Origin of the sequence: Kribbella sp. NPDC003505 (genome assembly GCF_040610875.1) — a bacterium.
In the GTDB taxonomy this organism is placed as follows: Bacteria; Actinomycetota; Actinomycetes; order Propionibacteriales; family Kribbellaceae; genus Kribbella.
Genome location: NZ_JBEXNA010000009.1, coordinates 58570 through 79943, shown reverse-complemented (window position 1 = coordinate 79943; position 21374 = coordinate 58570). Strand labels below are relative to the sequence as shown.

General features: G+C 69.7%; 22 protein-coding genes. 11 read left to right on the top strand and 11 right to left on the bottom strand.

Translation table 11 applies throughout. The annotated features are described in order from the left end of the window. Positions 1-35 precede the first annotated feature (35 nt). The 3 genes from ABZX12_RS28380 to ABZX12_RS28370 are packed head-to-tail and all read left to right on the top strand — an operon-like array spanning position 36 to position 3853. The gene (locus ABZX12_RS28380) at positions 36-689 is read left to right on the top strand and encodes a helix-turn-helix domain-containing protein (RefSeq protein WP_355698003.1); all 654 of its coding nucleotides are present in this window, start codon (positions 36-38) and stop codon (positions 687-689) included. Then, a complete protein-coding gene (locus tag ABZX12_RS28375; RefSeq protein ID WP_355698001.1) occupies positions 686-3256 on the top strand; it encodes a multicopper oxidase domain-containing protein in 2571 nt (856 codons plus the stop codon). Before ABZX12_RS28380 ends, ABZX12_RS28375 begins: the two co-directional genes overlap by 4 nt. A 48-nt stretch (positions 3257-3304) precedes the next feature. Further along, positions 3305-3853, top strand: coding sequence for a GrpB family protein (locus tag ABZX12_RS28370; protein ID WP_355697999.1), 549 nt, complete (start codon positions 3305-3307; stop codon positions 3851-3853). 6 nt (positions 3854-3859) lie between these two features. Here the strand turns inward: ABZX12_RS28370 and ABZX12_RS28365 are convergent, their stop codons facing one another. Continuing rightward, positions 3860-4063 carry a hypothetical protein gene (locus ABZX12_RS28365; protein ID WP_355697997.1) on the bottom strand — a complete coding sequence of 68 codons (204 nt, stop codon included), beginning with the start codon at positions 4061-4063 and terminating at the stop codon, positions 3860-3862. Between the two features lie 377 nt (positions 4064-4440). On the opposite strand from ABZX12_RS28365, the gene ABZX12_RS28360 reads away from it, so the two are divergent. Beyond that, positions 4441-5076 carry a nuclease-related domain-containing protein gene (locus ABZX12_RS28360; protein ID WP_355697995.1) on the top strand — a complete coding sequence of 212 codons (636 nt, stop codon included), beginning with the start codon at positions 4441-4443 and terminating at the stop codon, positions 5074-5076. Between the two features lie 187 nt (positions 5077-5263). Further along, positions 5264-5755 (top strand): hypothetical protein, encoded by a 492-nt coding sequence (locus tag ABZX12_RS28355; protein WP_355697993.1) that lies wholly within the window; start codon positions 5264-5266, stop codon positions 5753-5755. Between the two features lie 8 nt (positions 5756-5763). Here the strand turns inward: ABZX12_RS28355 and ABZX12_RS28350 are convergent, their stop codons facing one another. The 3 genes from ABZX12_RS28350 to ABZX12_RS28340 are packed head-to-tail and all read right to left on the bottom strand — an operon-like array spanning position 5764 to position 7277. Then, a complete protein-coding gene (locus ABZX12_RS28350) occupies positions 5764-6216 on the bottom strand; it encodes a DUF1801 domain-containing protein (RefSeq protein ID WP_355697991.1) in 453 nt (150 codons plus the stop codon). Positions 6217-6249: 33 nt separating this feature from the next. Next, on the bottom strand, positions 6250-6861 hold the full coding sequence (locus ABZX12_RS28345) for a glyoxalase (RefSeq protein WP_355697989.1): 612 nt from the start codon (positions 6859-6861) through the stop codon (positions 6250-6252). A gap of 59 nt (positions 6862-6920) precedes the next feature. Then, positions 6921-7277: a VOC family protein gene (locus ABZX12_RS28340; protein WP_355697987.1), complete on the bottom strand. Its 357-nt coding sequence runs from the start codon at positions 7275-7277 to the stop codon at positions 6921-6923. Positions 7278-7464: 187 nt separating this feature from the next. Here ABZX12_RS28340 and ABZX12_RS28335 point away from each other — a divergent pair, with 187 nt between their 5' ends. From ABZX12_RS28335 to ABZX12_RS28320, 4 genes are all read left to right on the top strand, one after another. Further along, positions 7465-10263, top strand: coding sequence for a LuxR C-terminal-related transcriptional regulator (locus tag ABZX12_RS28335; RefSeq protein ID WP_355697985.1), 2799 nt, complete (start codon positions 7465-7467; stop codon positions 10261-10263). A gap of 59 nt (positions 10264-10322) precedes the next feature. Then, complete coding sequence (locus tag ABZX12_RS28330) at positions 10323-10922, top strand: acyltransferase (protein WP_355697983.1); 600 nt, start codon at positions 10323-10325, stop codon at positions 10920-10922. Positions 10923-11003: 81 nt separating this feature from the next. Next, positions 11004-11819 carry an LLM class flavin-dependent oxidoreductase gene (locus tag ABZX12_RS28325; protein ID WP_355697981.1) on the top strand — a complete coding sequence of 272 codons (816 nt, stop codon included), beginning with the start codon at positions 11004-11006 and terminating at the stop codon, positions 11817-11819. 182 nt (positions 11820-12001) lie between these two features. After that, the gene (locus ABZX12_RS28320; RefSeq protein WP_355697979.1) at positions 12002-12193 is read left to right on the top strand and encodes a hypothetical protein; all 192 of its coding nucleotides are present in this window, start codon (positions 12002-12004) and stop codon (positions 12191-12193) included. On the opposite strand, the gene ABZX12_RS28315 is transcribed toward ABZX12_RS28320, so the two are convergent. From ABZX12_RS28315 to ABZX12_RS28305, 3 genes are read right to left on the bottom strand one after another with little or no spacing between them, the layout of a single operon-like run. Further along, positions 12188-13066: an NAD(P)-dependent oxidoreductase gene (locus ABZX12_RS28315; protein WP_355697977.1), complete on the bottom strand. Its 879-nt coding sequence runs from the start codon at positions 13064-13066 to the stop codon at positions 12188-12190. The genes ABZX12_RS28320 and ABZX12_RS28315 overlap by 6 nt on opposite strands. A 43-nt stretch (positions 13067-13109) precedes the next feature. Next, positions 13110-13778, bottom strand: a complete 669-nt coding sequence (locus tag ABZX12_RS28310) for an ABC transporter ATP-binding protein (RefSeq protein ID WP_355697976.1) — start codon at positions 13776-13778, stop codon at positions 13110-13112. Beyond that, entirely contained in the window at positions 13775-14851 is a 1077-nt protein-coding gene (locus tag ABZX12_RS28305) for an ABC transporter permease (protein ID WP_355697974.1), read from the bottom strand. Before ABZX12_RS28305 ends, ABZX12_RS28310 begins: the two co-directional genes overlap by 4 nt. 133 nt (positions 14852-14984) lie before the next feature. Between ABZX12_RS28305 and ABZX12_RS28300 the strand changes: the two genes are divergently transcribed. Both ABZX12_RS28300 and ABZX12_RS28295 read left to right on the top strand, forming a co-directional pair. Beyond that, positions 14985-16193 (top strand): sensor histidine kinase, encoded by a 1209-nt coding sequence (locus ABZX12_RS28300; protein ID WP_355697972.1) that lies wholly within the window; start codon positions 14985-14987, stop codon positions 16191-16193. After that, entirely contained in the window at positions 16190-16825 is a 636-nt protein-coding gene (locus ABZX12_RS28295; RefSeq protein ID WP_355697970.1) for a response regulator transcription factor, read from the top strand. The genes ABZX12_RS28300 and ABZX12_RS28295 overlap by 4 nt, the downstream gene beginning before the upstream one ends. A 37-nt stretch (positions 16826-16862) precedes the next feature. Here the strand turns inward: ABZX12_RS28295 and groL are convergent, their stop codons facing one another. From groL to ABZX12_RS28275, 4 genes are read right to left on the bottom strand one after another with little or no spacing between them, the layout of a single operon-like run. Next, on the bottom strand, positions 16863-18554 hold the full coding sequence (gene groL, locus ABZX12_RS28290; RefSeq protein ID WP_355697968.1) for a chaperonin GroEL: 1692 nt from the start codon (positions 18552-18554) through the stop codon (positions 16863-16865). A 15-nt stretch (positions 18555-18569) separates the two neighbouring features. Continuing rightward, positions 18570-19595, bottom strand: coding sequence for an NAD(P)-dependent alcohol dehydrogenase (locus tag ABZX12_RS28285; RefSeq protein ID WP_355697967.1), 1026 nt, complete (start codon positions 19593-19595; stop codon positions 18570-18572). Beyond that, complete coding sequence (locus ABZX12_RS28280) at positions 19592-20296, bottom strand: iron-sulfur cluster assembly protein (RefSeq protein WP_355697965.1); 705 nt, start codon at positions 20294-20296, stop codon at positions 19592-19594. The genes ABZX12_RS28285 and ABZX12_RS28280 overlap by 4 nt, the downstream gene beginning before the upstream one ends. An 8-nt stretch (positions 20297-20304) precedes the next feature. Then, positions 20305-21348: an amidohydrolase family protein gene (locus tag ABZX12_RS28275; RefSeq protein ID WP_355697964.1), complete on the bottom strand. Its 1044-nt coding sequence runs from the start codon at positions 21346-21348 to the stop codon at positions 20305-20307. Positions 21349-21374: the final 26 nt, after the last annotated feature.

Sequence of the window (21374 nt, the reverse complement as noted above, 5' to 3'; positions counted from 1 at the left end):
CGTCTTCTGATTCCGAGTGGGGCCCGCGCAGTGCCGTGCGGTCGCCCCGGCGGCTGTCGCCGGCGCGGGCCGCCGTGCTCGACCTGCTGAAGGGTCAGACCGAACCGCTCAGCCAGGCGGCGCTGGTCGAGGCGAGCGGACTGCACGCAAACACCGTTCGGGAGCACCTCGACGGCCTGCGCCGGCGTGGTCTGGTCCGGCGGCTGCGCGCGGAATCGTCGGGCCGCGGGCGCCCGGCGTGGCTGTACGAGGCGACCGACAACGAGTCCACGGCTTCGGAGTACGGCGGGTTGGCCGCCGCTCTCGCGGCAGCCATCGCCCGGACCAGCGAACGGCCCGCAGAGATCGCGGCGGCAGCAGGTGAGGAGTGGGGCCACGAGTTGGCCAGGGATCGTGGTGCCGCGCCGGCTGTGCCGACAACAGCGCGCCGGCACGTGATCGGCCTGCTGGACGAGCTCGGGTTCGAGCCCGAAGGCGGCGGCTCACCGGACCAGGTGCGGCTCACCGAATGCCCGCTGCTCGAGGCCGCCCACCGTTATCCCGAGGTGGTGTGCGCGGTGCACCTGGGCATCGTGCGCGGTGCCCTCGAGGAGTACGGCGCCGATCCCACCGGCGCCCGGCTGGTGCCGTTCGCCGAGCCCGGTGCGTGCAGGCTCGTCGTACCGCCCATCGAGGGACCGGGCGCATGAACCGGCGCTCCGGTCGCGGGTTCTGGCCGTTGCGCGACCTTCCCGTGGTCTTCTGGCTGTTCGCCACGGTGGTCGTTGCGTTGCTGCACCCGATGGTGCCGGCGCCGCGGTGGCTGCTCATCCATCTGGTGCTGCTCGGCGCGGTCAGCCACTCGATCCTCGTGTGGAGTCGTCATTTCGCCGACGCGTTGCTGCGCGCGCCGACCGGGCCGGTCGAGCGCCGCGAGCAGAGCCTGCGGCTGCTGCTCTTGAATGTCGGTGTTCTCTGCGTCGTCACGGGAATCGTGGCTGACCACTGGTTCGTCACGGTGGCGGGGGCCGTCGCCGTGATCGTGGCTGTCGGATGGCACGGGGCGCGTCTGGTGATGCAGTTGCGGACAGCGCTGCCGGGACGGTTCGCGGTGACAGTTCGGTACTACGTCGCGGCCGCGGCGTTGCTGCCTGTCGGCGTCACGATCGGTGTCGTGCTGGCGAGAGTGCAGGCCGATCCGTGGCACGTGCGATTGCTGGTCGCGCATGCGTCGATCAACCTGTTGGGCTGGATCGGGCTGACTGCCCTCGGCACGCTGGTGACGTTGTGGCCGACGATCTTGCGGACGAGGATCGCGTCCGGCGCCGAAAGCTCCGCGCGTCGCGCACTCCCGGTGCTGTTGGTTGCTGTGCTGTCGGCGGCTGCTGGTGCATTGATCGATGGACGGCTGCTCACGATCGCCGGTTATCTGCTGTACCTCGCAGGCGTGGGCCTGCTGGCGAAAGCCTTCGTGACCGCAGCTCGCTCGCGTCCACCGCGAGACTTCTCGGCGTACTCCGTGGTCGCGGCGCTGATCTGGTTCGTCGGTTGCCTGGCGGCCCTCGTTGTCGCGTTGAGTACGGCGAGCACCTGGAGTCAGGTCGACGCCCGCTTCGCCTGGTTCACGCCGTTGCTCGCGGCCGGGTTCGGCGCACAGTTGTTGATCGGGGCCCTGGCGTACTTGATTCCGGTGGCCCTGGGCGGTGGCCCGAGCGCGGTTCGGGCGGCGAGCCTGACGCTCGATAGCGCGGGTGGACTGCGGGCGGTCGCGGCGAACGGCGCTCTTGTCGTCTGTGCGTTCCCGGTTCAGGCAGCTGTCCGGGTGATGTGTGCCGGAGTCGTGCTGGTGGCCTTGGCGTCATTTCTTCCGCTGCTCCTGCTCGCCATCCGGGCCTCCCGCAGCGTCAAGCGTGGTGGCGCGGGACCGAGACCTGTGCCAGATCGTCCGAACCGCCTGCGACGGGCGAGCGTCGTGGGATTGGCCGTCGTGATGACTGCAGTGGCTGCCGGAGTGATCGTCGGCCAGGTCGCTGCCGGGGCGTTCCGTGGGGAGTCGGCGGCGGCCGGCGTGGCAGCGACCGGACGGACCACGGTCGCCAAGGTCACGGCGTCCGACATGCGATTCCATCCGGCCTCGATCAGTGTTCCGGCAGGCGACCGTCTCGTCATCGAACTCACCAACGCCGACACCGAGGACGTCCACGACCTTGTCCTCGACAACGGCCAGGACAGCGGGCGACTGCGGCCGGGAGCCTCCGCGCGAATGGACGTCGGCATAGTCGGGCGTGACGTCTCCGGCTGGTGCTCGGTGATCGGTCACCGGCAGATGGGCATGACGCTGTCGATCGTCGCCGTCGGCGGCGAACCCGCAGCGGCGTCCGGTGACACGACGACCCATCACCACTCCGCCGTCGATCTTGCCAAGTCGCCCGCTGCCGGGTTCACTGCTTACGACCCACACCTTCCCGCCCTCGAGCCGGGCCGCGTCCACCGCCGTACCTTGCATATCCGCGAGGTTGAACGTGAGGTCGCGCCGGGCGTCACGCAGAAGCTCTGGACGTACGACGGTTCGGTGCCAGGACCGACCCTGCACGGCCGGGTCGGAGACCAGTTCGAGATCACCCTGGTCAACGAGTCGGAGATGGGCCACTCGATCGACTTCCACGCCGGGTCTCGCGCTCCTGACCAGGTGATGCGGACCATTCCACCCGGGGGCCGGCTGGTCTACCGCTTCACCGCCGGCCGCGCGGGTATCTGGATGTACCACTGCTCCACGATGCCGATGTCCGCCCACATCGCCAACGGGCTGTTCGGCGCGGTCGTCATCGACCCGCCAGATCTCGCGCCGGTCGACCAGAGCTACGTGCTGCTGCAATCCGAGCTCTACCTCGGCGCCGACGGCGGTGAAGTCGACACGGACAAACTCCTGGCCGAACGTCCTGACCTCGTGGTCTTCAACGGGTATGCCAACCAGTACGACCATCAGCCGCTTCGGGCGCGGACAGGTGAACGGGTCCGAGTGTGGGTGCTCGACGCCGGTCCGAACCGCACCACCGCGTTCCACGTGGTCGGCAGCCAATTCGACACCACGTACCTCGAGGGCGCCTGGACCCTGCGCAACGCCGCGACGGGAGGCAGCCAGTCGCTTGCGCTGGCTCCCAGCCAGGGCGGTTTCGTCGAACTGACCTTCACCGAACCGGGCCGCTATCCCTTCGTCTCCCATCAGATGATCGACGCCGAGCGCGGCGCCCACGGCACCTTCGCCGTCACCCGGTGATCGCTGGAAGATGATCAGATCGTTTCCTGCGGAGGGGCCATCGTAGAGATGAGTGAGCGCGTGATCCGGATCGAGCCGTACGATCCTGCGTGGCGTCGGCGCTTCGGCGAGCTCGGGGCGCGGCTGCGAGATGCGCTGGGGGATGCTGCCCTGCGCATCGACCACATCGGGTCGACTGCGGTGCCTGAGCTGGCGGCGAAGCCGGTGATCGACGTCCAGATCTCGGTGGCGGCACTCGAGCCGGTCGAGCCGTTCCGCCGACCGCTGGAACGGCTGGGATTCGTGTATCGCCCGGGAAACGCCGAGCGGACGAAACGGTACTTCCGGGAATCACCGGGCGAGCGGCGTACGCACATTCATGTCCGCAAGGCAGGCACCTTCTCCGAGCAGTTCCCGTTGCTGCTGCGGGACTACCTGCGCGAGCATCCTGAAGAGCGCACCCAGTACGAGCAACTGAAGCGCGATCTCGCCGAAGAGTACGGACGCGACCGCGCCGGCTACACCGACGCGAAAGCGCCCTGGTTCTGGCAGACGATCCGGCGCGCGGATGCCTGGGCGCAGCGAACCGGTTGGGAGGTCGGCCCGAGCGACGCCTGAGCGTAGCTACTGAGCCGTGCCTCGGCGGGACGAGCGCACCGCGACGATGCCGAACGTCAATGCGGCGAGGCCCAGCAGGCCGATCACCGCGGCGACGATCAGGAACCCTCTCAGCATCGCGCTGAACGCCTCGCCGTCGCCACCGCCTCCGAGCAGAAACAGGCCGAACGGGAGCACCAGGACGACCAGCGCCACGCCCAGCAGAACCACCCCGGCAACGACCCCCGCGACACCGCCCCGCCGCCGCGCATCAGATGCTCCTGATTGTTGCCTCGGGCCAACATTCCACGCACTCATGAGGCCCGACAATAGCTGAACCTATTGGAGCGGGCAGCAAGCTGCGGCTCGCTCGCCAGGGGGACCAGCTTGCTGGTCTGAGGAGGACGTAACGGGTAGGGCCGTCTGGGCGATGTGGTGGGCGGGGGAGTTGGAGTATGGAACCAGATGAGGGTCGACAAGTTCTGACGTTACGTGGGCGAGGTCCTCGTCACGCTGTTATTGGCGTGCTGTTCTCGCAGCCGGGTCTGCTGCGGTCTCGTGGCCGGCTTGGGCGGTTGATGGGTGTTGCGCCGCTGACCGAGCAGGGGATGGCTTGGTACCGGGGTGCATTGGCGGAGATCGCGGTTGGGCGGATGCTGTCGAAGCTCGGACCGCGGTGGGTCGTCATGCACGCGGTACCGGTTGGGCGCCGTGGTTCTGACATCGACCATCTGGTCGTCGGGTCGTCCGGCGTGTTCACGGTGAACACGAAGAACCACTCCGGTCAGAGGGTCTGGGTCATGGATCGCCATGTCATGGTGGCCGGGCGCCGGTGTGATCACGTCCGGAACAGCGAGTTCGAGGCGAGTCGGGTTGCCAAGCTGCTCGGCGAGATTCTCGGGTGGCCGGTGCCCGTCCGAGGCGTTGTCGCGGTGCTGGATCCGGAACGGCTGGTCGTCGAGCAGCGGCCTCCGGGCGTCGAGGTGCTGGAGGCTCGGAAGCTGGTGCGCTGGCTGAAGAAGCGGAAGGAGTTCCTCGATCCTGGACAGCTGGCGCAGATCGAGTCGATCGTCGGACTCCGAACGACCTGGCAACAGGGGCCGGAAACTCTCATGGACCTGGACCGGCGCGAGGAGTTCGAGCAACTCCAGCGCACGGTGAGTCACGCCAAGCGCCGACGGATGGCTTGGGCAGTCGGCGGGCTGGGCGTGCTTGTCGTCGGGGCGTTGCTGCTGTTGGTGTGAACGGGGGATCCGGGCGTTGTAATTGTGTGGACAGTGGACTAGACGAGTGCGATGGTGGCGAGAGTTGTCGCGCCCGCGGGTTGTTGGTTGAGGTTCCGTTGTTGTGGCCGGGTCGTTCTGTGCTGAGCGAGAGGAGTTAGTGCGATGAGTTGTTCCAGGCAACAAGCTTCCGCTTTCATCGCTCAGCGTGCGTTCGAAGGACGCGCCGGATTCACAGGAGTTGGTCCCCACGTTCACCCCAGTCGGGCGGGTTGTCGGAATCGCGGCCGGTACGGCGCTGCTGACGACCGCTTGTGCATCGTCGTCTGACAACGAACCGCACACCTACACCAGCGGTGACCAGCGCCGCTACGCCGCGAGTCCTGATCCGTTTCCGGGGCGGGCTGTCGGTGTGCCTGACACCGTCGTTCACATTCCTGCGGAAGAGACCGTTCTGGCGATCCGGTCGGGTGCCGGCGACAGCCAGGCCCCGGTCGCTCTCCCCGCAGCTCCGGAGCTCGTGCTGTACGCGCGGTGCAGCGGAGGCCGGGTCGGGCTCAAGGGAGAGTTCGGCGCGGAAGTACAGATTCCTTGCGGGCCCGTGCAGATCCGCCAGCAGGTCGTGGGCGGTGACCTGATCAGCGTGGTCGGTGATCCGTCGGCGCGCTGGACCTTCGTCGTGACGCGCCGGCACGAATGACCAAGGGGTCAGCGGACGGCCTGTTTCGTCAAGGTGCTGATTTGGGCTTCTACTGCGGGTGTTAGCTGGGTCAGGGCGAATGTGGTCGGCCACATCGTGTCCTGGTCGAGGTTGGCCTGGTCGCTGAAGCCGAGGGTGGCGTAGCGGGCCTTGAACTTCTCGGCGCTCTGGAAGTAGCAGACGATCTTGCCGTCGAGCGCGTAGGCGGGCATCCCGTACCAGAGCTTCGGCGCGAGGGCCGGAGCGCTGGACGTGACTACGGCGTGGACACGCTCGGCGAGGACGCGGTCCGAGTCCTGCATCTCGGCGATCTTCGCGAGTACGTCCCGGGCCGCCTCGGCGGCCTTGTCCGCGCGGGAGCCGCGGCGTGCCGCGTTCTTCTGCTCCCGGGCGTGGTCCTTCATCGCGGCCCGTTCCTCGGCCGTGAATCCTTCGTACTTACCGGTGGTGACGCTGCTCATGGCGGAGTTCTCCTGCGGTGGATGCTGTGCTGGTCAGGCGGTCGCGGTTTCCCAGACGAACTGGTCTGGGTCGGTGAGGGGACCGGCCGAACCGCTGAGCACGATGCGGTGCGATCCGGTGCCTTCCTGGCCGACGCCGGTGTCCTTGGCGAGGGCGCGCCGCGGGTAGAGGGCGAGCGTGACGGCCGACGACGGGGTGTCGAACTCGACGTACTTCCCGCCGAAGCTCTTCGCCACCGCCAGGCCCTTGCCGACGTAGAACCGCTTGCTGGCCTTGACGTCGGCCACGCCGAGCAGGAGTGCGACCTGGTCGATGGTGCGGGAAGCCGGGGCGGTGTCCTTCTTCTGCGAGGTCGCGACCTTGATGACGGTGCCGTCCGGGGCCTGGATGACGCCGCCGTACCCCCAGAAGCTCTTCGTGGCCGGCTTCAGCACCGTCGCGCCGGCGCCGACGGCGGCGTCGATGATCGCGTCGACGTTGCCCGGCTGCGACGTCACGGGCGACAGGGCGAAACCGCGGAAGCCGGTGGTCGGCGCGTCCGTGCCCCGGACGCTCACGTAGCTGTCCAGGCCGGCGGCCCGGTAGAAGGCCTCGGCGGCGGTCGGGTCGGACACTTCCAGGATGACGGAGTCGAAGGCGGTCATGGCAGATCCTTTGTGATCGAGAAACGGGATGAGGTGTCGTGCTCGCGAGCGGTGGGCGCTCAGCGGTCTTGCAGGAGCCCGAGGACGTTGCCGTCAGGGTCGATGACGGTGGCCACCAGTCGGCCGGCGCCAACCTCGTGCGCGGCCTCCTTCACGGTGGCCCCGGCCGCGGTCAGGTCGGCCAGCTTCGCCTCGATGTCAGGCACGTGCCAGTAGGCCACCGGCGAGACCATGCCCTGCGGTCCACCGCCCGGAACCAGGCCGATGTGCTGGCCCTCGGCCTCGAAGCCGACGTAGTACTGCGAGTCGGTTTGCGGCGGTATGCCGAGCAGGGCCGCGTAGACGGCCTTGGCCTTGGCCAGGTCGGTCACGGGGTGCAGCACGGTCTTGATGCCGTGGGTGGAAGCGCTGGTCACGGTCACTCCTCTGGTCGTGGGTCCCATCGACCCGCTGTCGTGGTCACAGTCTTTCCGCCGGCCCCGCCGCACCACATCCGTGCCGAGCACGGATCCCCACCACGGATCCCCACCACGGATCAGGGCCACGGATCAGGGCCACGGATCAGGGCACGGACCGGTGGCACCGATGAGGCAAGATGGGGCGGTGACAGCAACGGTGGACATCTCGCTTCGCGAAGCCGAGGTACTGGAACTGGTCGGCGCCCGGCTCAGCAACGCCGAGATCGCGGCCAGGCTGTACATCTCGGTGCGCACCGTGGAGAGCCACGTTTCCTCGCTGCTGCGCAAGCTGGAGGTGCCGGACCGCCGTGCGCTTGCCCAGCGCGCACCCGAGCCGGCCGGCGACGACGCTTCGGCCCAGCCGGTGCCGGTGCTGCCGGCCCCGTTGACGGCGTTCGTCGGCCGGGTCGCCGAGCAGGCCGAGCTGGCCGAGCTGCTCGAGGCCCATCGGGAGGTGACCGCGGTCGGGCCGGGAGGGGTCGGCAAGACACGGCTCGCCTTGGCCGTAGCCGCCGAAACATCCGGCCGGTACGGCGACGGAGTGTGGTTCGTCGACCTCGTTCCGGTCACGGATCCGGGCATGATCGCGACGGCGGTCGCCGGTGCCCTCGGCCTCGGGGAGCAGCCTGGCCGTGACATGACGGAGTCGGTGATTGCCGCGCTGGCCGATCGGCAGTCCTTGCTGGTGCTGGACAACTGCGAGCAAGCCCTCGACGGAGTGGCGCTGTTCGTCGAGCGGCTGCTGGCGTCCTGCCCTCGCGTGACGGTGCTGGCGACGAGCCGGGCCCGGTTGATGGTGCCGTTCGAGCGGGTGTACCAGGTCCCGCCGCTGTCGCTGCCCGTCGACGGCCAGTCGGACGCGGTCGCGCTGTTCCTGGCCCGGGCCGCAGCAGCCGGCTCGCCGCTGGATCCGACGTCGCGTGAGGATATCGTCTCCATCTGCGAGCGGTTGGACGGTATGGCGCTCGCCATCGAGCTGGCCGCCGCGCGGTACCACTCGCTCGGCCTCGACGGCGTCACCGCTGCTTTGTCTCACCCGCTCCGGATGCTCACCGGCGGCTTCCGTGCCGACGAACGACACCGTTCGGTGCGAGCCGCACTGGACTGGAGCCATGCCCTGCTGGACCCGACCGACAAAGCATTGCTGCGCCGGGTGTCGGTCTTCATGGCGCCGTTCACGGCCGCGGCGGCGGCGAAGGTGACCGGGACCGAGGAGTTCCTGGTGGCCGAGGGGCTCGCCCGGCTGGCCGAGCAGAGCCTGCTGGTGGTCATCACGTCCCCGGGCGGTACGGCGTACCGCGCGCTGGAGACGATCCGCGAATACGCGACGGAGCAGCTGATCGAGGCCGGCGAACTGGTCGACACGCGATCCCGGCACCTTCACTGGTGCCTGGCACAGGCCACTGAGCTGGAGGTCGTCCGGCCGGAGTGGCGGGCCGGCTTCGACGCGATTGCCGACGATCTTCGCGCCGCGCTGGCGTGGGCGGCGCTGGAACCAGAGCAGCGCACCGACGCCTACCGGGTCGCGGGCACGCTGGCCGAGCTGACCTTCACCCGCAACCTGATCGGCGAATCCCAGCAACGCTACGAGCAGGCAGCGGCACTGGCCGAGGACCCGCAGTCAGCTGCGTCGGCACTGCGCCAGGCCGCGGCGGTGGCTGGTTGCCGAATGCGCGGCGACGACGTGTACCGCCTGTACGGCGAGGCCGCGGAGGCCGCCTCCAGGGCGGGTGACAGCGCGGGCGCCGCCCGGGATCTCGCGGCGATCGCCACGACTGCGTACCGGTTCTCGACCAAGTTCGTAAGGAAGCTGTCCGTGGAGGAGACGGACTCGCTCGTCGCCCGTGCACGGGACCTGGCCGGCGACGATCCTGCGGCGCGGGCCACCGTAGCGGTGGCCGAGGCCGGCCAGCTGCTCAACGGCGCGATCAGCACCGCCCAAGGCCACCCCGGTGCGTCCGTCACGGACACGGTCGCCCGCGCCGAGCGAGCGGTGGACCTGACGCATCGGACAGGCGATCCGCTCGACGAGTCCGTCGCGCTGGATGTCCTGACCGGGGCCCTCAGCTGGGCAGGTGACCCGTTCGCCGCGGCGGCCACGACCCAGCGCCGGATCACGCTGCTGTCGTCCATGCCGAAGGCTCCGGCCGCCACCCACGAGCTGCTCGAGGCGCTCGCCGAAGCGGCCGAAGCCAATCTGGGCACCGGCGACCTGGCGGCCGCTCGCCGGTGGGCAGGACAACTCGCCGACCATCCACTGCTCGCCGAGGTCGGCCACCGCGCCACCAGCTGGCTTCTGGTCGCGGACGCCTTCGCAGGCAACGTCGAGCAACTGCTCAACGGGAGCGTTCGATTCCTCGACGCGTGGCGACGGGCCGGTCGCCCCGCACGGTCGTCTCTCGGCCCGGCCGCCGCCGCGGTGGCGATGACGCATGGCCTCCGTGGAGACGACGACGCGCGGCAGGAATGGAACCTGGTGCTGGATGAGCTCGGCCCGCTGCCCGAGCACGCCCACGGCTACGGGGCGGTCTTCGACACCCTGCTCCTGCTGCACCACGGGCAACTGCCGGAGGCGCTGGAGCGGATGTCTCCCGCGCCGCAGGAGGTATGGAAGTGGGTCACCTGGATCTGGCACCACTGGTACGTCGCGCTGCGTGCCGAGGTCGCTGTCCTGGCGGGGACGCCCGACGCTCGCGACCGTCTGGCTGAGGCGCGGACCATTGTGACCGGCAACCCGGTTGCCGGAGGCATGGTGGCGCGAGCCGCGGCCCTTCTCGACGGCGAGCAGGAGGCTCTGCTCGCCGCCGCAGACGCGTTCGACGTTGCCGGCTGCCACTATCAAGCCGCACGCACTCTGGTGCTGGCAGGCGGCGAGCACGCTGAGCGCGGGGCCGCAGTACTCGCCGCACTCGGCCTCGCTCCGATGAGCCCGACCGGCGCGTAGTCGCGAGGCCCGACCGGCGCCTCACTGTCCAAAAGCGCTTCCCGCGTAGCCTGGCGCGTGTGGAGGAGCTTCGTGGGCAGCTGACGGCTTGGGTGCAGAAGTGGCGTTGGTACCAGCGGAGTTCGTTGCCGTGGAACCGGGGGCGGATCCACTGGGAGCTGATGCGGCGCGGGGCGTTCGCGCGGTGGCCGTTGCACGGGAACGTGCTGGAAGCCTTGCGGGACGGGCGGCTCGAGGTCGGGGCCAACACGCTGTTCGAACCCAATGTGTGGATCACGATGGGCGACGAGGGGCGGGTGCGGATCGGGGAGGGGACGTTCCTCAACATCGCGGTGATGGTCGCGGCGCTCGACCTGGTGGAGATCGGATCGCACTGCATGCTGGCGAACGGGTGCTTCGTGACGGACGCCAGTCACCGGTACGACGATCCGGACCGGCCGGTGCCGTGGCAGGGGTTCGACTCCAAGGGGGCGACGCGGATCGGCGACAATGTCTGGCTGGGCGCGAACGTGGTCGTCACGAGCGGCGTGACGATCGGCGAGAGGTGCGTGATCGGCGCCAACAGCGTCGTCACGCAGGACATCCCGCCGTACTCCGTCGCGGCCGGTGCCCCGGCGAAGATCCTGCGAGCCGTCACCTACCCGAACGCCCGACCCTGACAGTTGTCGGATTCCGGGTAGCTGGTTCGTGGAGAGGGCAGAGGGACCGAAAAGACGGGCCCAGACTCAAGGAGAACCACGATGCCCGACCGGGCCAGTACGACCAGACCATTCCGCTTCGGGGTCGTTGCCCCGGTCGGTCCGGACCTGCGGGCGTGGCGGGACCGCGCACGACGGATTGCCGACCACGGTTACTCGACGTTGCTGATGCCCGACGTACCCACGTGGCAACCGACGCTTGGTCCCACGCTGGCGACCGCGGCCGCGCTCACTGACCTGCGGATCGGCTCGTGGGTGTACGCCGCCGCGCTGCGCGAATCATGGAGCACAGCATGGGAGGCGCACTCACTCTCAGTGCTCACCGAAGGCCGCTTCGAGATGGGCATCGGAGCCGGCCGGCCCGGAATCGAAGTCGAGTTGGGGCTGCCCGCCGTCTCCCCGGCCGAGCGTCGTGCCAGGATGCGGGAGACCGTGGAGACCCTCCGGAGGTTCGACGGACCCGATCTGCACACGCCGGTGGTCATGGCGGTGAGCGGACCGAAGTCGCAGGCGCTGGCGCTCGAGGTCGCCGACGCGGTCACGTTCGTCCTCGCGACGGACGACGACCGGGCCGAGACCACGAAACGGGTCCGCGACTTCGCCGCCCGCGGAGACATGGAGCTCGCTCAGCACGTCGCCGCCGTCGGTGACCGTGCCGCTCCGTTCATGGCGGCGCCCAACCTCGACACCGCGGCGCTCCGCGAGGCCGATTCGCTCGTCATCCTGCCGAGTGACCCCGCCGCAGCGGCCGAGGAAATCCAGCGGCGGCGCGAGGAGATCGGCTTCTCGTACTTCGTGATCGGCGCCGACTTCGCCGACACGCTCGCCCCCGTCGTGGCGAAGCTGGCCGGGCGGTAGACCCCGGCGACAGCTCGTGGTCAAACATCGCGTCCTGAACGGATGCGCTTGGTAGCAGACCGGTGACGCGCGGGGCACGTGTGGCTGCAGGTACCTGCAGAATCCTTGGTGTGGCGGCGTTCCCGCTTCCCGAGCGGTCGCGCTGTTGGCAGGATGCGAAGCGTTCCGCACCTGGGAGAGTTATGACCGAGAACAAGTCCGGGGGCGCGCTCGGCGCCGCGTTCCTGGCATTCCTGCTGCTCCTGGTCGGCGTGGCGGTCGCGATCGCGATCTGGGGCTCGCTGTCCGACTCCGACGGGCCACCGCCGTCCGGCACGACCGACAGCGGAGCGGCCCTCGTCGCGAGCTGCCCCAAGGTTTGCTCGATGCTATGAGGCCGGGATGCGGCCTGGTGCCCAGAGGTCGTTGACGTCCTCTCCGGCGGCTTCGCGGCGCCGGAGGTCTTCGAGGAACTCGATGAAGTCGTGCCGCGGGCGCCAGCCGAGGAGGTCGGCGGCCGCGCTGAGATCATGCTGCTCGACGCGGTCCGGCAGCGCGAGTCGGTGGCGCTCGATCAGGGCCGTCGCGCCGGGCAGCCTCGACTCCGCCCACGCGGCGCCGTGCGTCGTGAAGTCGTCCTGGACTTCCTTCGGCATTGCGTGATCGCTGTGCACGATCGTGCTGAAGAGATCGATGCGGCCCGCCAGCGCGGCCTCGGTCGCGGCGGCGGTCGCGGTCGCGATGTCGCGTACGTCGACGCCGTTGCGTAGCAGCCGCTCGCCCCAGCGCAGGTACGGCTCGGGCACGAAGCCGTGGTAGCGCAGGAGCGCGACCGACGCGCCGGTGACCTCGCGGTACATCTTCCAGAGGTCCTCGCCGAGGACCTTGGTGACGCTGTAGACGCTTCCCCAGCCGTACGCCATCGAGGAGGCGAAGACGACGCTCCGGACGCCGGCCGCGCGGCACGCCTGGACGACGTTGAACGTGCCGTCGACGTTGACCGCGAAGATCGTCGCGTCGCTGACCCCCGGCTGGTGAGCGTTGTGCCAGGCGGCGAGGTGGACGACCGCGTCGCACCCTGCCACCGCCTCGAGCACGTCGGTCGGCGTCCGGGTGTCGCACCGAACGAACTCGCCGATCGCGGCGTCGGCGGGATCGGGCGACGGGGCGATGTCCGCGCGCCGTACGTGATGACCCGCTGCGGCGAGCACCCGCGACACCTCACGCCCGGCGATACCTGACGCACCGGTGACCAGGACTGTGCTCATCGGAATCCTCCACAACGAGTCGGACAGCACGACCGACGCGACGTTACCCGGCCAGGCGGCCGTCGGCGACCTCGGCGATCCGGTCGGCGGCGCTCAGGTGGGTGCGGTCGTGGGTGACGAGCACGGTGGCGGTCGAGTGGTCGTGGGTGAGCCGGGTGATGAGGTCGATCACGGCCGCGCCGCGTTCGTGGTCGAGTGCGCTGGTCGGTTCGTCGACGAGGAGCAGCTTCGGGTCGTTCATCAGGGCCCGGGCGATGTTGATGCGCTGGCGCTGACCGCCGGACAGCTGGTGCGGGCGCCGGCCGGCCTGGCCGGCGAGGCCGACGGCGTCGAGGAGTTCGGATGCCTTGCGGGCGGCGGTGCGCGGACTGCGGCCGTCGATCTGTGCCATCACCTGGAGTTGCTCGGTGGCGGTGAGGGACGGCAGCAGGTTCGGTTGCTGGAACACGATGCCGATGGTGTGGCGGCGGAGCTCGGCGAGCTCGCCGCGGGTGAGTCCGGCTGTCGTGCTGCCGTCGACTGTGACTGTGCCGCTGTCGGGGGTGATCAGGGTCGCGGCGACGGCGAGGAGGCTGGACTTGCCGGAGCCGGAGGGGCCGATGACGGCGGTGAGGCTGCCGGGAGGTACGTGGAGCGTGACGTGGTCGAGTGCGGTCAGGCGAGAGTCGCCGTCGGGGTAGGTGAGGGTGATGTCGGACAGTTCCAGGCTCATCGGGCGCTCCCCAGAGCGGTCAGCGGGTCCACCGACGTGATCCTGCGTACGGACAAGGCGGCCCCGGCGGCGCCGAGGACGACCATCACCGCCGCCGGGACGGCGACGACCGGCGGAGTGAGGACGAACGGCACGGCCGAACCGGCGACGGCAGCTCCGAGGACCGCCGCGAGACCGATGCCGATCAGCGTGCCGCCGACGAGCAGGACGACGGCCTGGCCGAGCGCGTCCCTCAGCAGCGCGGCCGTCGAGGCTCCCAGGGCCTTGAGTACGGCGATGTCGCCGCTGCGCTGGATCGTCCATACGGTGAAGAACGCGCCGATCACCAGCGCCGAGATCGCGAACAAGAAGCCGCGCATCAACTGCAGCGAGCCGTTCTCGGAGCGGTACGAGCCGATCGCCGACAGCGAGTCGTCCTTGCCGACCGTTCGGGTTCCGGCCGCCCTGTCCCCGGCCTGGAGGTCGGCTCCGGACGTCGTGTTCAAGGCGATGACGGTGGCCGTCGGGCCCCCTGGCGGCGCGGCCTGCTGCCACGTGTTCAGGCTGATCCAGATCACCGGAGCATGGCTGAAGGAGGCATCGCCACGGACGGCCCCGACGACCAGTTCCCGGCCGGCCAGGGTGACGGTGCCGCCCGCGGCGACGCCGAGGTCCGCTGCGGCCGCTGTCGACACAACCGCGGTCCCGTCGTCGATGACCGCGCCGGCCGGAGGGAGGGCGGACGCGGGCTGAACGCCGAACGCCGACACCCCGATGCTCCTGGCGCCGGCGACGGCCCTGGTCAGCGAGATGCCGAGTGGCTCCGCGCTGCGGACTCCGGGCGTCCGCGCCCACTGCTGCCACTGGGCCTCGGTGACCGTCGAGTTCGAGTACGACGGTTCCTGCCCGGCACCCGCGGCGCCGAACACGATGTGGCTCGCCGGGAGTTCGGTGATCGCGGACACGTTCTGCCGGCCGAGCCCGGCGGTGAGGCCGGACAGCAGTCCGACGAGCAGCGTGATCAGCACGATGACGGTCCCCATCAGGGCGAAACGCCCCTTGGCGAACCTCAGGTCTCTCCAGGCAACGAACATAGCTCCAGGATCGCCACCGAGACGCTGCCGGACATCTGGCGCAGGACGGCACTCGCGGTGCCGAAAGAGAGCCGGCGGCTTCCATCTTTCGATAGAGGTCCGGCCATCGCTTTGCCTCTAACCTGGGAGCACAGTGAACGCCGTTGTCCTGACCCCGACCACTCGAATGCTCGCGTGGTGCCTGCATCTGCTGGTCATCGCCCTGCTGGCCCTGACTGTGATCCGGGCCGTGGCCGACGACAACCCGCGAGTGGCACTGATCGCGGTCGCAGCCGCGATCTGCGCGGCGGTCTACGTGTCCGGCCCGGCGTTGCCCGCCGTACGACGTTCGTCGCGCAACGCCCTTGTGTGGCTGACTGTTCTCGGGGCGGCGTGGGTGGTCGTACTGGCGCTCTCCGCCGACGGGGTGTGGCTCGCCTTTCCGCTGTACTTCCTGCTGCTGCACCTGGCGCCCCGGCGTACCGGTCTGGTCGCCGTGGTGCTGACTGCGATCGTGGCGATCGTCGGCTTCGCCGCGCATCAGGGCTCCTTCAGCGTCGCGATCGCGATCGGACCGGCCCTCGGCGCCGCCGTGGCCGTGGCTGTGGTCTGGGGTTATCAGGCCTTGTACCGAGAGAGCGAACAGCGCCGGCGCCTGATCGGCGAGCTGACCGCTACGCGCAGCGACCTCGCGGCCGCCCAACACGCCGCCGGCGTCGCGGCCGAACGGGAACGCCTGGCCCGCGAGATCCACGACACGCTCGCCCAGGGACTGTCGAGCATCCAGTTGTTGCTGCGCGCCGCCGAACGATCCCTCCCGGCGAACCCGCAGAACGCGTCGGAGTACGTCGACCAGGCCCGCCGGGCCGCCGCTGACAACCTGGCCGAGGTACGGCAGTTCGTCGCAGCGCTCGCCCCGCCCTCCCTCGACGGCGCGACGTTGGCCGGCGCGTTGGAGCGTCTGTGTGCCACGACCAGCGCCCGGCACCACCTCGATGCGCGGTTCCGCCAGGAGGGCGACGCCGTACCGTTGCCGACGGCATCGGAGGTGGCGCTGTTGCGGGTCGCCCAGTCCGCGCTCGCGAACGTCGTCCGGCACGCCGGCGCGAGCATGGCCGACCTGACCCTGAGCTTCTCCCACGACCACGTGGTCGTGGGCATCGCCGACGACGGGCGCGGGTTCGACCCGAACGAGTTGCCGGACCGGACACCGGACGGTGGCGGCTTCGGCCTTCCCGCCATGCGGTCCCGGCTGGAGGAGCTCGGCGGGTCCTTGACGATCAAGTCCGTCCCCGGCGACGGTACGACGGTGCTGGCCGCACTGCCGGCATTGCCCGCTGGGACGACCAGGGCTCGCTCGTGACCGACGTACCCATCCGTGTCCTGCTGGCGGACGACCACCCGATCGTCCGGGCCGGGCTGCGTGCGGTCCTGTCGACCGAGCCGGACATCGAGGTGGTGGCCGAGGCGGCCACGGCGGAGGAGGCCGTCGTCCGGGCCGCCCGAGGCGACATCGACGTGGTCCTGATGGACATCCAGTTCGGGAAGGACCTGAACGGCACCGAGGCCACGGCCGCCATCGTGGGCCGGGCCGGAGCGCCCCGCGTCTTGATCGTCACGACGTACGACAGCGACGCCGACATCCTGCCGGCCATCGAGGCCGGCGCGACCGGCTACCTGCTCAAGGACGCCCCACCGGAAGACCTGGCCGCCGCCGTGCGCACCGCCGCCGAAGGCCGTACGGCGCTGGCGCCCAGTGTCGCGGATCGCCTGATGACCCGGCTCCGGACACCGGGCACCGCCCTGACCCGGCGCGAGACCGAAGTCCTCGCGCTGGTCGCCCAGGGACTGTCCAACCAGGCCATCGGCGAGCGGCTGCACCTCACCGAGGGCACGGTGAAGTCCCACCTGGCCCGCATCTACACCAAACTCGGCGTCGACTCCCGCACCGCCGCCGTCGCCACGGCCACCTCCCTCGGTCTGATCCGGCGTTAGGTGAAGTCGGGGAGGGGCTACCCCTGTGACTACCCTCCTAAGCGACCGAGGGGCCGAGGCCCAGGGATTGGGGGGTGCTGGAGTCGGGGGAGGGCTGGTGCAGGCCCTCGTCGAGTGCGCCGTACTCGGTCATCAGGGCGGGGCTGCCGCCCCACGGGGTCTGCTCCTCGGCGATCAGGGTGTTGGTGGTGAGGAGCAGACCCGCGACCGAGGCACCGTTCTGCAGCGCGGAGCGAGCCACCCGGAGCGGGTCGATGATGCCCATCGTGAGCATGTTGCCGTAACGACCTTCCAGGGCGTCGAAGCCGTCGTCGACGTCCATCGCCGACGTGCGCTGCAGCACCTCGGCGCCGTTGTAGCCGGCATTCGCCGCGATCAGGTACGCCGGTTCGCGCAGCGCCCGCCGGACGATGTCGACCCCGGTCCGGTAGTCGCCCTGCACGTCCAGGCCGTCGAGCGCGGAGGCGGCATGCAAGAGAGCCATGCCGCCACCCGCGACGATGCCCTCGGCCATCGCGGCCCGCGTCGCGGACAGCGCGTCCTCGACCCGGTGCTGCAACTCCTTGAGCTCCGCCGGTGTCGGCGCACCGACCCGGATCACCGCGACCTTGCCGGACAGCGCGCCGATCCGCTCGGTCAGGACGTCCTCGTCGACGCCGAACGTCGCCCGCTCCAGTTCGGCCCGCAGCTGTGCGACTCGGAACGCGACAGCGTCCTCGTGGCCCGAACCGGCGACGATCGCCGTCCGGTCCGCGTCCACCCGCACCTGGTCCGCGCGGCCCAGCTGGTCCAGCGTCATGGTCTCGAGGCTGAAGCCCGAGTGCCGGCTGTAGACCGCGCCCCCGGTGATCGCCGCGATGTCCTCCAGCTTGTGCAGCCGCCGGTCGCCGAACCCCGGCGCCTTCACGGCGACGCACTGGAACAACCCGTTGACGTGGTTGTGCACCAGCATGCTGAGTGCCGTGCCTTCGAGGCTCTCGGCGATGATCACCAGCGGCCGCGGCTCGCGCATGATCCGGTCCAGCAGCGGCATCACCTCCTGGACCTTGGTGATCTTCTCGCTGCACAACAGGATGTAGGGGTCGTCGAGAACGGCCTGCAGACTTCCCGGATCGGTCACCATGTACGGCGACAGGTAGCCGTTGTCGAACTCGAAACCCTCGACGAAGTCGACGGCCATCCCGTGCACCGACGACTCCTCGACCGTCACGATGCCGCCGTCGCCGACGGTGTGCAGGGCCTTCGCGATCACCGCGCCGACCACGTCGTCGTCGTTCGCCGAGATCGCGGCGACCCGCGCGTAGTCCTGCTCGGTCACCACCGGGTGTGCGACCTCGCGCAGCCGGTCGACCAGCTTGCCGACGGCCAGGTCGATCCCCCGCTTCACCAGGACGGGGTTCCCGCCGGAGCCGATCGCGGCCATCCCCTCGCGGATGATCGCCTGCGCGATCACGGTCGCGGTCGTGGTGCCGTCGCCGACGATGTCGTTGGTCTTGATCGCGGCTTCCTTGACCAGCTGGGCGCCCATGTTCTCGAACTGGTTCTTGAGGTGGATCTCCCGGGCGATCGTGACGCCGTCGTTGGTCACCACCGGCGACCCGGTGATCTTCTCCAGGATCACGTTGCGGCCCTTGGGGCCGAGCGTCGACTTCACCGCGTCCGCGAGCTGGTCGACCCCGGCCAGCAGCAGATCACGGGCGTTCTCTCCGAAGCGCAGCTCCTTCGCCATGACTTCCCTCCAGAATCACGGAACCAGAATCGCCCGGCCGCGGACGCGGCCGGCGTCGAGATCGGCGACCGCGTCGGCGGCCGCCTCGAGCGGGTAGGTCCTGGTGTGCAGCGTGACCTTCCCGGCCTGGGCGAGTGCCATCAGCTCGGCCAGCTCGTTGAACGTGCCGACGATGTTGCCGACGATGTTCCGTTCGGTGGAGATGATGTCCAGGGTCGGGATCTGCACCTGGCCGCCGTACCCGATGACGAAGTACGACCCGGCCCGGCCGGTCATCGCGAAGCCGTCCTGCTCCGCGCCCTGCTCGGCGACGAAGTCCAGGACGACGTGCGCGCCGGCGCCGTCGGTCAGGCCGAGCACCGCGTCCACCTGTTGGCCGTCGGCAACGACCGTCTGGTCGGCGCCGAGCTGCTCGGCCAGCTTGAGCGCGTCCGGGTTGCGGTCGACGACGATGATCCGGGCCGCGGTCAGTGCCGCCAGACACTGGACGCCGATGTGCCCGAGACCGCCCGCGCCGATCACGACGCAGGTCGTTCCCGGCGGCAGCAGCGGAATCGCCTTGCGCACCGCGTGGTACGCCGTGATGCCGGCGTCGGCCAGCGCGGCGACGTCCTGCGGCCGGGTGCTCGGATCGAGCTTGACGCAGGCCCGGGCGGAGGTGAGGAGGTACTCCGCCATCCCGCCGTCGCTGTCGAGTCCCGGGAACGTGCTGTTCACGCAGTGCATGTCGTCCCCGGCGCGACAGGCCGTGCAGAGCCCGCAGGTGGGCGTCGGGTGCAGGATGACGGTGTCGCCGACCTGTACGTTGGTGACGGCCGAGCCGATCTCGTGCACCCAGCCGGCGTTCTCGTGGCCGATCGTGTACGGCAGCTTCGGGTGCATCGCCGCGTCCCACTGGCCCTCGATGATGTGCAGGTCGGTACGGCACACGCCGGCGCCGCCGATCTTGACGACGACGTCGAGCGGGCCCTTGACGACCGGTTCCGGTACGTCGTCGACCACTGGTTGCTGGTGGTACCCGTGCAGTCGAACGGCCTTCATGACGATTCCTCCTCGCCCGCACCGGACTCGGCGTACCGGTGCTTCAGCATTCCTCGACAGATGCCTGTGTTGGCCTCGATCCCGGTCCGGGTCAGCCGGGCCAGCCCGAGGTGCCGGGCCGCGGCGTCCGCGGCGATCGCCGCACCCGTGCCGACGTCGACGAGCAGTGGCGCGTCCGGACCCACCGGCAGCCCGAGCTCGGCCCGGCGGCGCAGCAACCGGTCGAGCTCGGGCGACGGCGGCACGTCGGCGATCGCCAGCCGGGCGACGCCGGCCGGATCGATGCCTGACGCAACCAGCGGGCGGCAGACCTGATCGGTTCCGGCCAGCACCGCCTTGGCGACGAACGTGCGGCGGAGCTCGTCGAGCTCCGCGGCGGCCTCACCGTCGAACGACGCGACGAATCCGGCCCGGGCGGCCACGCCGGCGTTGATCTGCGCGGCCGCGAAGTGGTCCTCGAGCGCGACGTCGACCGAGCGCACGGCGGGCACCGCGGAGACCACGTCGTACGCGTCGGCGACCATCAGGAAGGCGAAGTTCGGCGCACAGAAGTAGGTGGGCAGCCGGAGCCGGACGACCACGTCGCCGGCCGCCGACACGACGCAGGTGGACACGAAACCCAGCGTCGTGATCGGCTCGTCCAGTTCCGGGTCCCGGACGGCGGCCAGCGCGTCCAGGACCCGGTCCCGCTCAGTCGCCACTGCCGGCATCAGGACGTGACCAACTTGGAGTCGTCCTGTGCGGCCGGCGTCGCCTCCTTCAGTTGCAGTTCGTCCGGCACCTTCAGGTCGTAGAGCTTGGCGGCGTTCAGCCCGAGGATCTTCTTCTTCCCCTCGACCCCGAGCCGCGGGTAGTCGGCGAACTCCGGCTCGTCGGGGAGCTCCCAGTCCACGAAGCCCTCGACCTGCCACTTCGGCTCCCAGATCCCGTAGTCGCTGCCGAACGTCATCTTGTCCTCGCCGACCCAGAACAGCAGCTCGCCCATCACCTTCGCGAAGAACCGCGGCCGGGCGTGCATCAGGCCGCCGATGACGACCGACAGACCGGCGTACACGTTCGGTTCCTGGGTGGCCATGAAGCAGAAGTCCTCGATCCGCGGCAGGCCGACGTGCTCGACGATGAAGTTCAGCTCCGGGAAGTCGGTCGCGGCGTGGTCGACGTCGGAGACGTCGAACGCGTCCTTGTCCAGCGGCCAGATCGTCGGGCCCTTGTGGACGTGGATGTTCTTGATCCCCAGCTCCTGCGCCCTCTCCAGGTACCGGTACGCCGCGGTGTCGGTGAGCTTGTAGCCGCGGGACCCCGCGTTCCACTCGGCCGTGTAGAGCTTGACGCCCTTCGAACCGTACCGGTCGACGTTGTGCGCGAGCTCCTCCAGCCCGGCGTCCCCGTCGCGCGGGTCGAACCGGGTGTTCAGCACGAACATCCCCGGGTGCTTCTCGCCGAGCGTCGCGTTCTGCTCGGTGGTGTTGAACCCCTCCTTGTACCACTCCTTCAGGTACGTCGGCTGGAAGATCGCCACGTCCACGTAGCCGTCCTCGAAGACGTCCCTCATCAGGTCGTCCTCGGAGTAGCGCATGAACTTCTCGAGCGGCCAGTGCGTGTTCTGCGGCGCCAGGCTCATGTACGCGTGGAAGCACTCGATCCAGCCCTTCGCGTACTGCTCCGCGCCCGGCACCCAGTTGTCCGGTGCCGCGTTCCAGAAGTGCATGTGGCTGTCGACCACGAAGTACTTCTCACCGTTCTTCTCGTACACGACAGACCCCCTTGTCAGGTGGATGC